This window comes from Helicobacter mehlei, from assembly GCF_003660265.1.
Lineage (GTDB): Bacteria > Campylobacterota > Campylobacteria > Campylobacterales > Helicobacteraceae > Helicobacter > Helicobacter mehlei.
Window position 1 is genome coordinate 119,292 of sequence record NZ_QXQP01000002.1, and the last position, 15,545, is coordinate 134,836.

Annotated in this window: 17 protein-coding genes and 1 pseudogene; all 18 read left to right on the forward strand. The window is 46.7% G+C overall.

Going from position 1 to position 15,545, the window contains the following annotated elements:
* The first annotated feature begins 55 nt into the window (after positions 1-55).
* The gene (locus EAO36_RS01325) at positions 56-754 is read left to right on the forward strand and encodes a hypothetical protein (RefSeq protein ID WP_407925307.1); all 699 of its coding nucleotides are present in this window, start codon (positions 56-58) and stop codon (positions 752-754) included.
* A complete protein-coding gene (locus EAO36_RS01330; RefSeq protein ID WP_120947422.1) occupies positions 744-1,439 on the forward strand; it encodes an outer membrane beta-barrel protein in 696 nt (231 codons plus the stop codon). The genes EAO36_RS01325 and EAO36_RS01330 overlap by 11 nt, the downstream gene beginning before the upstream one ends.
* An 8-nt stretch (positions 1,440-1,447) precedes the next feature.
* On the forward strand, positions 1,448-2,377 hold the full coding sequence (locus EAO36_RS01335) for an outer membrane beta-barrel protein (RefSeq protein ID WP_120947421.1): 930 nt from the start codon (positions 1,448-1,450) through the stop codon (positions 2,375-2,377).
* A 9-nt stretch (positions 2,378-2,386) separates the two neighbouring features.
* Entirely contained in the window at positions 2,387-3,745 is a 1,359-nt protein-coding gene (locus EAO36_RS01340; protein ID WP_120947420.1) for a M23 family metallopeptidase, read from the forward strand.
* 4 nt (positions 3,746-3,749) lie between these two features.
* A complete protein-coding gene (locus EAO36_RS01345) occupies positions 3,750-4,352 on the forward strand; it encodes a septum site-determining protein MinC (protein ID WP_185962964.1) in 603 nt (200 codons plus the stop codon).
* The gene (gene lpxC / locus EAO36_RS01350; RefSeq protein ID WP_120947418.1) at positions 4,349-5,254 is read left to right on the forward strand and encodes a UDP-3-O-acyl-N-acetylglucosamine deacetylase; all 906 of its coding nucleotides are present in this window, start codon (positions 4,349-4,351) and stop codon (positions 5,252-5,254) included. Before EAO36_RS01345 ends, lpxC begins: the two co-directional genes overlap by 4 nt.
* Positions 5,255-5,278: 24 nt before the next feature.
* Positions 5,279-5,728 (forward strand): hypothetical protein, encoded by a 450-nt coding sequence (locus EAO36_RS01355; RefSeq protein WP_235852335.1) that lies wholly within the window; start codon positions 5,279-5,281, stop codon positions 5,726-5,728.
* 46 nt (positions 5,729-5,774) lie between these two features.
* Positions 5,775-6,683: a homoserine kinase gene (gene thrB / locus EAO36_RS01360; RefSeq protein ID WP_120947417.1), complete on the forward strand. Its 909-nt coding sequence runs from the start codon at positions 5,775-5,777 to the stop codon at positions 6,681-6,683.
* Positions 6,673-6,930 (forward strand): DUF448 domain-containing protein, encoded by a 258-nt coding sequence (locus EAO36_RS01365; RefSeq protein WP_120947416.1) that lies wholly within the window; start codon positions 6,673-6,675, stop codon positions 6,928-6,930. The genes thrB and EAO36_RS01365 overlap by 11 nt, the downstream gene beginning before the upstream one ends.
* A complete protein-coding gene (gene infB, locus EAO36_RS01370) occupies positions 6,927-9,590 on the forward strand; it encodes a translation initiation factor IF-2 (RefSeq protein WP_120955602.1) in 2,664 nt (887 codons plus the stop codon). Before EAO36_RS01365 ends, infB begins: the two co-directional genes overlap by 4 nt.
* Positions 9,587-9,925, forward strand: coding sequence for a 30S ribosome-binding factor RbfA (gene rbfA, locus EAO36_RS01375; protein ID WP_120947414.1), 339 nt, complete (start codon positions 9,587-9,589; stop codon positions 9,923-9,925). Before infB ends, rbfA begins: the two co-directional genes overlap by 4 nt.
* The gene (locus EAO36_RS01380) at positions 9,925-10,404 is read left to right on the forward strand and encodes a ribosome maturation factor RimP (protein ID WP_120947413.1); all 480 of its coding nucleotides are present in this window, start codon (positions 9,925-9,927) and stop codon (positions 10,402-10,404) included. Before rbfA ends, EAO36_RS01380 begins: the two co-directional genes overlap by 1 nt.
* A gap of 213 nt (positions 10,405-10,617) precedes the next feature.
* Positions 10,618-11,145, forward strand: a complete 528-nt coding sequence (locus tag EAO36_RS01385; RefSeq protein ID WP_185962963.1) for a cache domain-containing protein — start codon at positions 10,618-10,620, stop codon at positions 11,143-11,145.
* Entirely contained in the window at positions 11,115-11,345 is a 231-nt protein-coding gene (locus EAO36_RS08610) for a hypothetical protein (protein WP_235852334.1), read from the forward strand. Before EAO36_RS01385 ends, EAO36_RS08610 begins: the two co-directional genes overlap by 31 nt.
* A 1-nt stretch (position 11,346) precedes the next feature.
* Complete coding sequence (locus EAO36_RS01390; protein WP_120947519.1) at positions 11,347-11,883, forward strand: hypothetical protein; 537 nt, start codon at positions 11,347-11,349, stop codon at positions 11,881-11,883.
* A complete protein-coding gene (locus EAO36_RS01395) occupies positions 11,880-13,427 on the forward strand; it encodes a hypothetical protein (protein ID WP_120947520.1) in 1,548 nt (515 codons plus the stop codon). The genes EAO36_RS01390 and EAO36_RS01395 overlap by 4 nt, the downstream gene beginning before the upstream one ends.
* Positions 13,428-14,116: 689 nt before the next feature.
* Positions 14,117-14,422: a hypothetical protein gene (locus tag EAO36_RS01400; protein ID WP_120955603.1), complete on the forward strand. Its 306-nt coding sequence runs from the start codon at positions 14,117-14,119 to the stop codon at positions 14,420-14,422.
* A 200-nt stretch (positions 14,423-14,622) separates the two neighbouring features.
* A pseudogene (locus tag EAO36_RS01405) lies at positions 14,623-15,545 on the forward strand (hypothetical protein); the annotation flags it as partial.

Here is a 15,545-nt window from a genome sequence, read left to right on the forward strand (position 1 = left end):
TATGCTTGAGATGGGGATTAAGCCACTTAGGGATTGGTTTTGCTTAGGAGAAACATTGAAGGTTAATGCTGGGGTGCTAGTATCTGCACTTTTTTTGTGCCAAGCACTTTTAGAGGGAATTGATTATGAAACACTAGACCCCAAGTATTACCGCTACATCAAATTCTATGAAAAATATAGCGACAAAGAAATCGCGCTTTTGATTGATGATATTAAGGCAGCTGAGAAAAAAACCGGACTTATCATTGGTCTTAGCACAGGATTTTTTTATAATGACCAAATCCGGCTAAAAACGGGGAGCAAGAGCATTACGGGCAATTCTTTAAACTATTTGTGGGCGATTGGGGTGCGTTTTGGGTATCAAAGTTACCGCCCCTCACTCTTTGCCAAAACTTTCCGCCCCAATGTGATCGGGCGGCGTATTTATATCCAATACATCGGGGCTGTGCCCAAACAGGCGAGTATTGGGCGCGTGGGTTACCAGAGCGCGACCATCAATGCCGATCTGATGATCGATCCAGTCTTGCCTCTTGTGGGGCGTTATTTGTCCATGGGGTTTTTGCTGGGCATTGGGGTGGGTGTGGTCAGTCAGGGCGTTAATACCAACTCTTTTTTTGGCATGATGCTCAATACCGGGATTGCTTTTAGTGTCTTTGGGCATAACCGCGTGGAATTGGCCTTTAAGTTACTCGCCAATAAAGATGTGTCTTGGTGGGGCGGGATCGTAAATGTAGGTTACCAATATGTCTTTTAAGTTAGCCAAAGGGCTTTTATGGGGTATTTTGTTGGCCAATCTGTGCTTGGGCACAGCTGCACCTGACCCCCAAAAGCGCACCCTTCTTCAAGAAAAACAATTCCAAATCTACATGCTCAAGGGGCAATTATACGAAGTTGAGCAAGCCCAGCTAGACAAACAAGTTGCCAAGCGCAAGAGTGGGGTTTTTGTGGGCGTGGTCTTGGCTGAATTGAATTTAAAGGTCGATGGGGTGAGCAATGGGAATTTTCCGCTTTTATATGGGGTGCGTGCCGGTTACCAACAATACCTCAAAGGCGGGGTTGGGGGTTTGCGCTACTATGGGGAGTATTTGGGGGGCGTGGCAGGGAGTGTTTTAAAAGACAACCAATCTAGCTCCTACCAGATTGCCAGCTTGAATGTGGATTTGGTGATGGACAAACCCATTGATGCGGAGAGAAAATACGCCGTAGGGGTTTTTGGGGGGCTGGGCTTGGGCTGGAATGGGTATAAAGATTACCCCAAAGCCACCAGAAACCCCAATGGTTTTGGGGTGATTGTGAATTTTGGGGTGGCCATCACACTCAACACCAAGCACCGCATTGAATTAGCCTTGAAAATCCCGCCTTTAAAATCCACCCATGCTTTTTCTTATTCCTTGACAAGCGGGAACATCTACTACATTAGTTATAACTTTTTACTCTAGGGAATATGATGAAGTCTTTGTTGGGTGTGGCTTTGGTGTTAGCAAGTTTGGGAGCCAATAGCGCACCAGACCAAGAGGGTGCTTTGGATCAAGAGATCAAGCGACTCCAAGAGCAGATTAAAGAAATGGGGATTACACCAGATACCCAGCGCACCTACCCCAAAGAATACGATGACTATTCAAAAAGCACCAAACCTTCCAAAAAGGCAAAGAAAATCAAGGACTACCAAATTGCCCAAGAAAAAAGCGGGTTTTTCATGGGGGGTGGGTATGCTTTGGGGCTCTTAAATGAGTCTTATAGCGGTTCGCAAGTAATGGATAGTCAGTTGGGGATTAAAGTGCCCAATGATGTTTTTAAGGGGGTTGTGGCTCTGCAAGGTTGGGCTAATATGCTCAATTTGGAGCTAGGCTACCAGCGTTTTTTTAACCCCTATTTTGGGACACGGCTTTATGGGGATTTGCTCTTTGAACCCGGACTAGGGAAACTCACATCTAAAAATAACCCTAAAGCTAAGGGGGGGCAATTTTTCTACGCACTAGGCTCATTGGACATGGACGCGCTCTTTGATGCTCCTTTAGATCGCCAAAGAAAGAATTTTTTGGGCGGGTATTTGGGCTTTGGAGTGGGCTTGATGTTGCTCAATGATAAGGGGCGTGGGGTCTTGCAACAGATGTTGCAAAATGGCTATGTGAGCCAAAATGCTCTTTGGAAAATGCTAATGCAAGTGGATTACACGATTAATTTTGGCATAGCCTTCACCTATAAACGGCATTGGCGCTTTGAGCTGGGGACTAAAATCCCTTTAACTTACTTGCGCTTAGGATTTGAAACACCCGCCACTTATAGCAACACACAAGGGAGTCGCACCCTCATTAGCGGGAATACGGGTTTTAAACGGAGCAGTTTTCTGGTGATGAATGTGTTGTATGTGTTTTAAGGATTATCTATGTTATTGCGTTTGATTTTAATCGTATTGGTTATGGGCGGGGGGTATTTGAGTTATAACTACGCGATTAGCCAAAAAAATGGGGCTGAAATTAGCCTCACCTTGCAAGTTCCAGCCAACCACAAGGCAGCCACCAAACAAGAATACATCTCCAACCCGACACATTGGAATCTCCAATATCCCCTGATTCTAACCCTCACCTCTAAGGTTAAAATCCGCTCTTACCACATCAAAGCCCTAACCAGCGATCACCTCGTTGTCTATGATCAGGAACAAATTGTTTTAGATGAGCCCACAACGCTGAGTTTCCAGCTCCCCAAGCCCAATATTAAGCTCAATAACCAAACCCGCTTACGCTATGAAATTGCCGTGCGTGATTGGAGTTATGCGAATTTTTTTAATGGCAACATCACGACTAAGAGTTTTGAAATCACCCTAGACACCACAGAGCCCAAAATCTACACCCTCGCCCAATCCAGTAGCATTAACTATGGCGGAAGTGCTTTGGTGATCTTCAAGGTCGAAGATGAATCGCTTAATCGTGTGTGGCTGAGTAATGGGCATCAGAGCTTTAAAGCCTTCCCCTTTATTAAAGACAAACATTATGTGGCTATTCTACCATGGTCGATCTTGGAACGCACTTTCACCCCCCAAATCATTGCACAGGATAAAGCCTATAATGTCCATATCCTAACCTTAAAATTGATTAAAAACACCAAAGTCTATTATCCCAAGCGCACGATCGATTTGAGCAAGGAATATTCTAATAAAGAAATTGCCTTAAAAGACATAGGGATTTTGTTAGACTTAGAGAGAGCAGACGCGCGATCTGGCGTGCGTAAAATTATCCAAGATGATTTGAGAAACGTAGTCGCCTATAATACCTTCCAATTCCAACCCTTTAATCCCTTGAATAAAAAATCTAGGGTGTTGCTTGCCTTTGGGACTCAAAGGCAGTTTGTGTTCAAACGTGAAAAGGTGGAGCAACACCTGCATTTGGGGGTGGATTTAGCAGGCAAAAAATCTAAAGTTTATGCGAGTAATAGTGGCAAGGTGATCTTAGAAGAAGAGGTGGGTGGCTATGGCAAGAGCGTGTTGATCTCCAATGGCTTGGGGGTTTATGCACTCTATGGGAGCTTGTCAGAATTTAAGGCGAATATGGGAGATTTGCTAGAGCCTCAAGGCATGTTTGGGATCAGCGGGCATAATCTCACCAACAAACGCGACCATGTGCACTTTGAAATTCTGATCCAAGGCGTGGCGGTGCGCCCTTCTGAATGGATGGATAAAAGGTTTATACAAAAATTTAATGCTATTATACATGAGGCAGAACGCAAAATCCAAGCCGGTCAGGAGTGATGGGTTGTTAAGAACGCGGCAAAAACAGGTGCGCTGTTTTGAGCTAGGTGTCGCTAGTAGTGAGCAGTATTTGACTTTTATCCATAAGAATGCCCTGCTTTTGCAAGATTACTTGTTGTTGTTTAGAGCCCCTATAGATAGCGAAGTGTTAGGCATTTTGCAACATTACCAGTTAGCTTATAGCGTGAGTGCTAAAGAGCTCAAGGGTAGACCCAGCGATCAGGTCGTGGTCTATGAGGCACTGGATTTAGCTCCACCCCCCAAACCCCCCACCCCGACAAAGACAATGATCGATCGGGTACAGATTTTTGAGCGCAACATCCGGAGCGGGGAGGAGATTGATAGTGCTTTTAGTTTGGTGTTTTTGGGCAATATCAACCATGGGGCTAAAATCTATTCGGATCAAAATATTAGTGTCTATGGGCGTTGTGAGGGGATCATTATTTGCATGGGCGTGTGTATGATTATCAGAAATGTCCATTCTTCCCACATTGCTTTTCAGGGCGAGGTGCTCGATCCTGCCAAGTTGGCGCGCATCAACGAAAACACCAAATTAAAATTGATTACCAAGAATGACGATATGATCACCATAAAGGATATACTATGAGACAAAGAACAATCGCAAGAAGTGTAGAGTTAATCGGAATTGGCTTGCATAAGGGTGTGCCGGTGAAAATGGTACTAGAGCCCTTAGGGGTTGGTGCTGGCATCGTGTTTGAACGCGCCGATTTGGGTGTGCAGATCCCCTTAAATAGCCAAAATGTGTTGGACACTAAAATGGCGACCACGCTAGGCTTAAAAGAACGCCCCGAAGCGCGGATTTCCACCGTGGAGCATTTGCTTTCAGCCGTGAGCGCATATGGAATCGATAACCTTAAAATCTCTGTGGATAATGAGGAGATTCCCATTATGGATGGCTCATCCATTGCCCATTGTATGTTGCTTGATGAGGCGGGCATTGCCGAGCTAGAAGCCCCTAAGTCTTTCATGCGCATCACTAAAGAAGTCCAAGTTCAAGAAGGGCAAAAGTTTGCTAAACTTAGCCCCAGTACGCGTCTTTCCTTTGATTTTACAATCTCTTTCCCCCACCCAGTCATCAAGGAACAGCATTATCGCTTTGATTTTTCACGCCACCAGTATAAGGAGCAAGTGGCTAAAGCTAGGACTTTTGGCTTTCTTCAAGAGGTCAATTATTTGCGCTCTATTGGGTTGGCCAAGGGGGGGAATCTCAATAACTGCATTGTTTTAGATGAACATGGCATTGTGAATAAGGAGGGTTTGCGTTATGAAGAGGAATTTGTGCGCCATAAAATCTTAGATGCAATGGGAGATTTGGTCTTTTTGGGCATGTCCTTGATTGGGGATTACCAATCTTACATGGGGAGTCATAAGCTCAATGCCATGCTCGTTCAGGAAGTCTTAGCCACAGAGGCTTTTGAAGTGATCCACCTAGCTCCTAAAAATCAAGAGAGCGAAAAATCTTTAGAAATGGTCTTAGCTTATCACTAGTTGATGCGCGGGTGCTGTATATTGGTGTTGGCTTTGCAAAGTCCCATAAAAGTGGGTGTTTATGATCATCGGGGTTCTTTTTTACACGCCTTCCAGTCCTCCAAACAAGCTAGTTTTGCGTTGGTAGAAGTCTTTGATGCCCTCTTGGCTTGGACCAAGGATCACCAACTCGCCTTGCAGGCGATCTATTATGCCAAGGGTCCGGGGAGTTTAATGGCGATGAAGCTTACCCATGTATTTTTGCACACCCTTAGTCTAGCGCGATCCCTTGAACTCTATTCGGCTTTGGGTTTTGCCTTCAACAACAACGCCCCTATTAAGGCGTTTGGGAAGATGGGCTATGTGCTTAAAGGCGATCAAATGCACTTGGTGCCCTGTGATTCAGAACTGCCCCCCTTAGATTTGCCTGCCCATTTGGATCGCTCCGTTTTTACGCAAGACAACCAGCCCATTTATCTTTTACCGCCCGTTTAAAGTGAGTGTTTATAATTGGACACAATGGTAAAATATAGGAAGCCGATTGGTTGTTAGCGTACCTGCCACAAGTGCGAACTTAGGACCGGGTTTTGATTGCTTGGGGCTTAGTTTGAATCTGCGGAATCGTTTTAGTGTGATCCCCTCCGTCTATACCAGCATTAAAATACAGGGTGAGGGTGAGGGCTTTTCAAAGTTCTTGGTGGATAATATCTTTGTCAAGCTCTTTAAAGAGGCGTTGCAAGCAAAGGGCATCCAAGAGAATTTTGAATTTTCATTCACCAATGCTATCCCCATTTCTCGGGGGCTAGGGAGTAGTTCGGCGATCATTGTCGGAGCTTTGAGTGCCATTGACTATTATTTAACCCACACACTGGATAAAGAAGAGATTTTGCATGCGAGTTTGGTGCATGAGTCTCACCCAGACAACATCACACCCGCTGTCTTTGGGGGGTTTAATGTGGTAGCTGTTGAGAGTTTGCCCTATAAAGAAAACAAACAAAGGCGCAAGCAAATTTACCACCTCAAAACCTCCATACCAAAAAATTTAAAGGCAGTGGTGGTGATTCCTTCACACTCCATTTCTACCAAGTTCTCGCGCATGGCATTACCCAAACGCTATGGCAGTGCCGATGTGATCTACAATCTATCCCGCGTGGGCTTGATGAGCATGATTTTTATGCAAGAAAAATGGGAGCTTTTAAAGGCGATCTCTAAGGATCGCTTACACCAAGATCGGCGCATGAAGCTCTACCCTGTGCTCTACGGGGTGCAAAAATTAGCTTTAGAAAATGGGGCGTTGATGAGCACTTTGTCGGGGAGTGGGTCGTCTTTTTTTAACATGTGCTATGCAGAGGATGCGGCGCGTTTGCAAGCAAAATTGCAAAAAAAATATTATAATTTTAGGGTTTTGATCTTAGACTTTGATAACCAAGGAGTGCAGATTGAGGAGTAATGCCTTTTTTTCTAAAAAAGCCGTGCGCATGTGTGTGTGTTGTCGGGAGCGTTTCTTGCAAGAAAAACTCTTGCGTTTTAGTGTTTTGGATAATGTGATCATCACCTTTCAGGGGAGCGGGCGGAGTTTTTATTTATGCCATGCGTGCTTAAAAAGCAAGCATGTCACTAAACAGGTGCTTAAAACCAAGAATACCCCTAATAACAAACACTATATTGAGGCATGGTTAGAGGAGATCAAGGCATGAGTGATTTGACGACATTGAAGGATTTTACCCTAGAATTGGGCTTAAAGGACACCAAGAAGGTGATCGAAGCGGGTAAAGAAATCGGGCTAAATCTCAAAAGCAATTCCAAGCTAGACCCCGAAACAGCGCATACGCTGTATGAGTACATCATCAATAAAGTCAAGCCCGCCACAAAACCTCCCAAGAGCAAAGAAAGCAAGAGCAAGGAGACTCCCAAAAAGGACACACCCCCAGCCAAGAGCCAAGAGCCCCAAGCAGAGCCCCAAAAATCCACCCCTACAGATTGCCCAGCCCCTAGCATGCCCACTAAACCCGTTGTCAAAAAGTGTAACATTGAGATTATCAGCACAGGAGAAAAAGAAGCCCCTAAGCCCAAAAAACCAGAGACACCCAAAGCCCCACCCAAACTAGAGCCCAAACCCACACCTCTCCCCACTCCTATTGTAGCGACACCTCCTCAACCCCAAGCCTCACCAACTAGTACGCTTAGCACGCGCACACGTGGGATTCGCATTGTCCGGCGCACCGATCAAGAAGAGGCGGCTTTGGCAAGAGCCCTAGAGGCAAGCAAGAGCATAGATACCCCAGAAAATAAGGAGGAAAAAAAGCCCAAAAAGGTCCCTAAACAAAAAAGTGTCCAAAAACCCAGCCCTAAAAACCGCACCCATAAGCTAGACTTCTCCCATAGCCGGGATTTTAATGACATCTATGAGGACGAACAAGATGAGGTGATGCTCTTTGATTTCCATAGCCAAGATTTGGAAGAAAACCCGCCTGAAGAAAGCATGCCCAAAATGATCACCGATCGGGTCAAAATCCAAAAGAAAACGCCTTGGATGAGCGAGGGGGGTATTCGGCGCTCGAGCCGTAAAAAGCGCGTATATCGTAATGAGAATACCCAAAAAAGCGTGCAGAGTGTCATTAGCGTCTCTGAAGAAGTGCGGGTTTATGAGTTTGCGCAGAGTGCTAATCTCAACCTAGCCGATGTGATCAAAACCCTTTTTAATCTGGGTTTAATGGTTACCAAAAACGACTTTTTGGATCGCGATGCCATTGAGATTTTGGCGGCTGAATTTGGTTTAGAAGTCTCCATTGAAAGCACGCAGGTGTTTGTGGAGGAGACTCAAGAGGAAGAGAACCAAGTTTTGAGCGAACGCCCGCCCGTGGTAACGATCATGGGGCATGTCGATCATGGTAAAACCTCTTTGCTGGATAAAATCCGCAACCAACGCGTGGCAGGCAGCGAGGCAGGGGGGATCACCCAGCACATCGGGGCTTACATGGTGCAAAAAAACGATAAGTGGATTTCCTTTATTGACACACCCGGGCATGAGGCGTTCAAACAAATGCGCGAGCGGGGAGCCAAGGTTACTGATATTGCGATCATCGTGATCGCCGCTGACGATGGGGTCAAACCCCAAACCATTGAGGCACTCAAACAAGCCAAAGATGCGGGTGTGCAAATCATTGTAGCGATGAATAAGATCGATAAAGAAAATGCCAATGTGGATAAGCTCAAGGCCGAATGTGCGGAATTGGGCTTTAATGCACGTGATTGGGGCGGGGAATATGAGTTCATCCCCATTTCAGCAAAAACGGGTCAAGGTATCGACACGCTTTTAGAAACGATTTTGATCCAAGCAGAGATTATGGAATTGCGCGCGGGTGTAGAGGGGAATGGGCGTGCGGTGGTCTTAGAGGGGAGCGTGGAAAAAGGGCGCGGGGCGGTGGCGACCATTATTGTGCAAAATGGTACCATCAAAGTGGGGGATGCGGTGGTGGCCGATGTGGCATTTGGGAAAGTGCGCACCATGAGTGATGATCAAGGTAAGAGTATCCAAAGCTTAAGACCCTCTCAAGTTGCGCTCATCACCGGACTTAGTGAAGTGCCCATGGCGGGCTCGAGTCTTATGGTGGTGGAAAATGAGAACACTGCTAGGAGCTTGGCGCATAAAAAGGCAACCTACCTGCGCCAAAAGGCGTTGAGCAAGAGCACCAAGGTGCATATTGACGAACTCTCTTCCATGGTCGCCAACAAAGAGTTCAAAAATATCCCGCTGGTATTGAAAGCCGACACACAGGGTAGTTTAGAGGCGATCAAACACAGCTTACTAGGCTTGAATAATGACGAGGTGGGCGTGCAGATTTTGGGTGCAGGCGTGGGGGCAATTAGTGAAAATGATTTGAGTTTGGTGGCTAATAACTCCCATGCCTTGGTGCTAGGTTTTAATATCCGCCCAACAGGCAATGTGCGCAGCAAGGCTAAGGAATTGTGCGTGGAGATTAAGACTTATAGCGTGATTTACACGCTTTTAGATGACATGAAAGCCTTGATGGGTGGACTGATGAGCCCAATTGTTGAGGAAGAGGATACCGGTCAAGCCCAAGTGCGCGAAACCTTTGTGATCCCCAAAGTGGGCACGATCGCTGGGTGCATGGTGGTCGATGGGGTGATCAACAAGGGGATCAAGGTGCGCTTGATTCGCGATGGAGTCGTGGTGCATGTGGGTAAAATCGTGTCCTTGAAACGCTTTAAAGATGATGCCCAAGAGGTTTCTAAGGGTTATGAGTGCGGGATCATGCTCGATCATTACAATGATGTGCGCGTGGGCGATGTGTTTGAGAGTTTTAAAGAAATCCAAAAAAGTCGGGTGTTATGATGGACAATATCCATGCGATGCGCTTAGATGCGGTGTTGTTGGAGTATTTACAAGAGTGTTTGGGCATGTTGGGCGATGTGCGCTTAAATGGGCTAGCCTTTAGCCGTGTGCATTGCTCTAAGGGCAAGCACCATGCCCATGTCTATATCGATGCGCAATCTATCGAGCCCAACACGCAACAAGAGGTGCTGGGGGCTCTTAAAAAAGCCACGCCCTTACTAAGAGCTTATGTTTTGCAGGTGAGCGGATGGTTTAAATGCCCCCATTTTAGTTTTCATATCGATACCGCCCTAGAGCAAGAACAACGGCTACAAAAAATCTTAGAGAGTCTGTGATGGATTTACAGAAATTAGAAAGTCTCTTAGAAAACACACTTAAAAGCATTGGTTGCGCGCTCTATGATGTGGCTTTGCTCAAGGAAAACCAACAAGACATTTTACGTATCAGCATAAAAGCCCTGCAGGGTCCCACTAGCCTAGAGGTCTGCGAACAAGCCAGCTTGCTTATCTCCCCGCTTTTAGATGTGCATGATTTTATGCCCAGCTCCTATACCCTAGAGGTCAGCTCAATGGGCTTGGAACGTACGCTCACCAAACCTAGGCATTTTGAACTCTCTATGGGGGATTTAGTCGAGGTGCGCACGCTGGAGAAAGAGAGATTTAAAGGATTGATCGCCGGTTTAGAGGGTGAAAATGTGATTTTAAACATAGAAGGGACGCTCAAAAGTTTACCTCTCAGCCAGCTTAAAAAAGTCAAAAGCGTGTTTGAATTGGGGAAGTGGGGGGGTGCAAAGGGCAACTTTAAACAAAATTAAAGAAGTCTTAGTCTATCGTCTTATAAGTAATTTTAATCTGAGGATCGACTGTGTGTGATACTCCTTTTATCTCTCCCCCCAAGGAATAGCACAGAATTAGGGGGCTTTAATGCCATAAAATAACAAGATCGCTCCTATTAAGGAAGCAACAGAAAACTCCCTCTTTTTCATTGGGCAAACAAATTGTTGCGTTGTGGTTGCTCACCATCGTTGATGGCAACCACCCTCTTGCTCTTTGTGCATAATAATAAGGAATCTGTCCAGCGCGTGGATAAATTGGTCGGCACAGATTTGAACGCCATGTTGGGTGAAAAGCTCAAGCTATCTGTGGATGCGATGAGTTTTGTCCTCTCCAATGCGATCAAAAACGCCCCCACCCTTGAAGCCAAAAAGCAGATGATTGAGCACTTGCTTAAAGGTTTTCGCTTTGAAGAAGATCACTCAAGTTATTTTTTCGTCTATGATCTTTACACCGCTATCTCTACGGGCAACCCCAAATTCCATGTGGGCACAAACATGGAAAACTTTCACGATAAAAATGGGGTGTATTATGTTAAAGAACTCTACAGGGTGGCCATGGCGGGGGGCAGATTTGTTTATTATATCGTGCCCAAACCCCTCCCAGATGAGAGTACTCGCCCCGTGCAAAAGATTTCCTATGCACAAAAAATCGAAGGGGTGCCCAATTTGTGGATTGCAACAGGGTGTATATGGACAATGTGCAACAACGCACACACATGATCACCTCCGATAGCGCTATGGGGAGCAATGCCAATGGTGGGGTGACTAGCTTTGGCGCGCTTTTGAGTGCCAATGGGGGCTTTAATGGGCAAAGAGGAGAGTGCAAGGCCGGGTGGTTTGAGCTCACAGCCGGGAGCACGCACAACATCACGGTAGGCAGTGGGGGAATATGCGTGATCTCTTACGCGACAAGGATATAACATGCAAGCACCCGATATCAGTGCCGGGCGAGGGGGTTTAAGCGCGCTAAGCGATAGCTTTTCACAGATGCAGGGGGCACACGGCTTTATGGCCAACGCGCTGAACACCTTTCATAACCAAGTGAATAACATTGGTGGGAGTGTCTATAATATCCTCAATAATGAAGAGCTCAAAGCCCACAAAAGGCTACAGGATAAAACCCAAAATGAACGGGCCGAACGGGCATTGAAACTTCAAGAAGAGGGCTTTAAATACCAGCAAATGCAGGATAAAATCAAAAACGCCCAAATGGAACGCAAGATCAACATTGAGGCCCAAAATGTTAAGGCCCTCAATGCGCTTAGAGGGTGGCAGGGTAAGCAAATGCAAGCTAACACCCTAGCCCAGAATATCCAAAACTTCAATCTAGGCGGTTTGATGCAAGAGAGCGATAACCCCCAAACGATGATGGGGGGCAATGCCATTCGAGCCCAGAGTGGGTTACTCAAAAACCCAGGCCAAAAACCCCCGCTAATAACCCCAATGGGGCGTAAATGAATTTAGCCCAAAAGGAATTAGCTTTAAGGGCCCTAGCCCAGAGGGATTTTTACACCTTTGTAAAACTCAAGTGGGCGCGTTACAATTTGGCCCCCTTTTTGGATTCTTGGCACATTGCTTACCTGTGCAAGGTTTTAGAATGCACCCAGCCCATCAGTGCCCAAGATGGCGGCCTCTTAACCCGCTTGATGATCAACATGCCCCCCAGCTATGGCAAAACCGAGATTATCGCCCGCTGTTTTATTGCATGGAGCCTAGGGCTAGATCGCGCCCGCAAATTCTTTTATATCAGCTACTCTGATGACTTGTGTAGGAAAATTGCCAACCAAGTACGCGATTTGATGAAATCCAAGTTTTACGCGCAAGTCTTCCCCAAACCCCTAGAGTTCTTGCAAGATAACGCCCAAGAGTTCGTTTTGCGTGAAGGCGGTGGGTTATTTGTCACCACGCTTAAAAGCGCGCTAACCGGTTTCCACGCCCACCAGATTCTCATAGACGATCCGATCAAGGTTAGCCAGATGAACAGCAAGAGCGCGGTTAGGGAAGTCAATGCCAACTTTAAAGAAAGCGTTTTAAGCCGTTTGCAGGACAACCAAAGCAACATCACCATTTTAATGCAACGCCTAGGGCTAAACGATCTATGCGCGTTTTTGCTATCTGAACGCGAGTTTGAGCGCGCCCAGATAGAGAGTTGGAAGGTCATTAAGCTTAAAGCCCTCAATGCGCAAGAGGAAATCCATTCGATTAAGGATTTTAGCTACACACGCCCGGCTAACACGCCTCTTTTTGAGGCGCGCCACAATGCCGCGCAACTAGAGGAAATGCGTTTGCAAATGGGCAATGACGAATTCAGCGCGCAATACCAGCAAGAACCCCTAGCCACCAGCGGGGGGTACTTTGAGCCCCAATACTTTAAGCAGGTATTCCAGCACGAGCTAGGGCAGTTCAATACGTTTATCTTTGTGGATAACGCCCTTAGCTTGAAAGAGAGTGCAGACAACCGCGCGGTTATAGTTGTGGGGGTGGAGAACTACAAGCAGAGCGCGCGCTACATTGTGCTAGATTGCTATTGTGGTGTTTGGAGCGAGGAGCAGACCATTAACTATATTTTGCAGGCAAAAGAGGCCTACCCACAGGCCAAAACCTACATTGAGAGCGAAGGGGGAGGCCTAGTCTTGCACAGATTATTATTGGTCGCCCTAGCCCAGCACAACCAGCGCGCCAAAGAGCAATACAAGCCCCCCTTAAGCGATGCCATTTTTTGCTACACGCCTAGCCGTCAGGTCAGCAAGGTGGCCAAAATCAAAGCGATCCGCCCCTTTTATAACACGGGCTTTTTACTCTTTTCCCACGCTTGTCAAAACCTAGGGCAGATTCAAAAAGAGCTTTTCAGTTTCAACCCCGATCGCCCCTTCAAACAAGACGACTGTATCGATGCGCTAGCTAGTTGCATCAACCACCCCGATGCCAAACCCCCTTACTCTAGCCCACCCCCTAACACAATGCCCACACGCCTAGCCCAAAAGCGCACATGGCGCATATGAGGGCTTTTAAGCCCGCTAAAACAACGCGCAGGGAAATAGAGTGGGAATTGGGTGTTTTAAAGGTTTATAAAGGGGAAAGAGGGAATAATAGAGCCAGTGTTAGGGGCACAGATTCCCCGCCCGGTAGTCTAATGCAATGGCGCGGCTAGAACCATTAAGACCACTAAAAGCACTATTCTAGAACCTTCATGTGGCACCTCTCTTCCCGAGGTATCACCCACTACACCCCGCTACCCCTAGATTCCTCTAGTTCTCCAAATTTGAGCCGTATTTGCCCTCTAACCAAGTGCCCACCATAGGGGGCTAGAGGGGGGTAATGTAGAGCTTGTCATCAAGTGGAAAATAGCATTTTTGCAAAATGCCCTTTTGCCAAGTGCCCACCATAGGGGGCTAGAGGGGGGTAATGCAAAGCTTGTCATCAATCTTACACCACTCTAGTTGGGCAAACTTGCGCCACTTTGGTTTTTATCATCTTGGTGGGCATAGCTAGCGCGTTCTAGCCTTTTGGTATTTGTTTGGCAAGCATAACGATTAAAACGCTAAAGCGTTTTACCCTTCGGGGCCCTTCATATCGGTTTGGCAAGCATAACCATTAAAACGCTAAAGCGTTTTGCAATGCTAGCGCATTGCTCATTAAACGCGTTGCGTTTAACCCTTGTTTCCCCGTTCTAAATGCGTTAATGTAGGCTATGGCGACTCTAGACTTTGAGAAATTAGCCCAGCAAGGCGTCCAGCCTAAAGAGGTGCTAGACTTCCTTAAGGGCACAGAACATAACTTCAACTTAGATGCCCTAGAGAAATATTATAAGGACAATGGGCTAGATTCTGAGCAGATCACCCGCGCGCTTTATCACGATCTAAGCACGATGAGTGGCTTTAGCTTTGTTAGCCCTAAGCAGAGCGTCAAAGAGCTAGCCACCCCGCTTTTTGCCCCCTCTGAGCAGATTATAGAGCCCCCCACACACAGCTCCCCAACAACCCCCAAGCCCCCCTAGCCACCAGCACCCCCCAAGAGCCCAACACCACCGGTGTTAAAAAAAGCCCGCAAGAGGCCCTAGAAGAGCTCCAGAAGAAGGCAACACAACTCCAAGAGCAAGACCCCAATTTTTTAACACAGGGGGCATTAGGCACGCTAGAGAGTCTAACAGGCTTTAGCACCCGCCAACAGAGCCAAAGACAAGCCAATTACGGGCAGTTGGTTAATGAGGCCATAGAGCATAAAATCCCCTATGAAAAACTCCCCCCCAATGTGCAAAAGTTCTTAATAGAACAGCACTTGGCTAATTCCAGTGTCAGCGATGCCCTATTCAACCCCCTAGAGTGGTTAAACCCCAATAAGGGGGCACTAGAATACAATAAGGAAATCACCCGCCAGAGCATCTTAAAAGTCAAAGACGCCAAAGACTTGAGCGATGCGCAAAAAAAGCAAATCTACAAAGACCGCAATGTCTTTAGGACTTTGTGGAATAGCACCTTTAGTAGCCCCAATGAGGACTTAAAAGCCTACCAAGAAGACCAGAGGGCCAAATACCTAGGCAAGCAAGCGGCCAGAGATTTACTCTATTTTAAAAACACCGACCCCCAACACTCCCTTTTTAAACTGATTTTTTCTAGCGACCCCAAAGAGCAAGAAAAGAGCCGTCAGGCAGTCGTTAATATCATCAAGGCAGCGGGGTTTGAAGATGCGCTTTTTAAAGAGGGCAATACGTATGGGATCAAGCAGGGCCAAGCCTATAAAATCCAAGAGGGCTTTTTTGAAAACTTTAGCCAGTTTGTGCTATCCAATGCCGGGTCCCTTGCCGGATCTCTTGCCGGGGCCAGTGCAGGCTTTAGCAAAACCCGCAACTTCTTGGGCGCAACTACAGGGGGGGCTATAGGGGCATTCTTAGGGGGTAGCCTAGATTATGCCTTGAGCAACTATGTCACCAATCGCGAGGGCAATTTTAAGGATATGTTGCACTATATGACCGAGCAAGGGGTTTTAAGCCTTGTGGGCGATGCCGTGTTTAAAGGCGTGGCTAAAGGCGCGCAGAGTCTCAAACCCCTAGCGGGTGTTCTTGGGCGCAGTGTAGATTATATCCCCCTTGTGGGGGCTAGCAAACGCTTTATGAGTGGGAA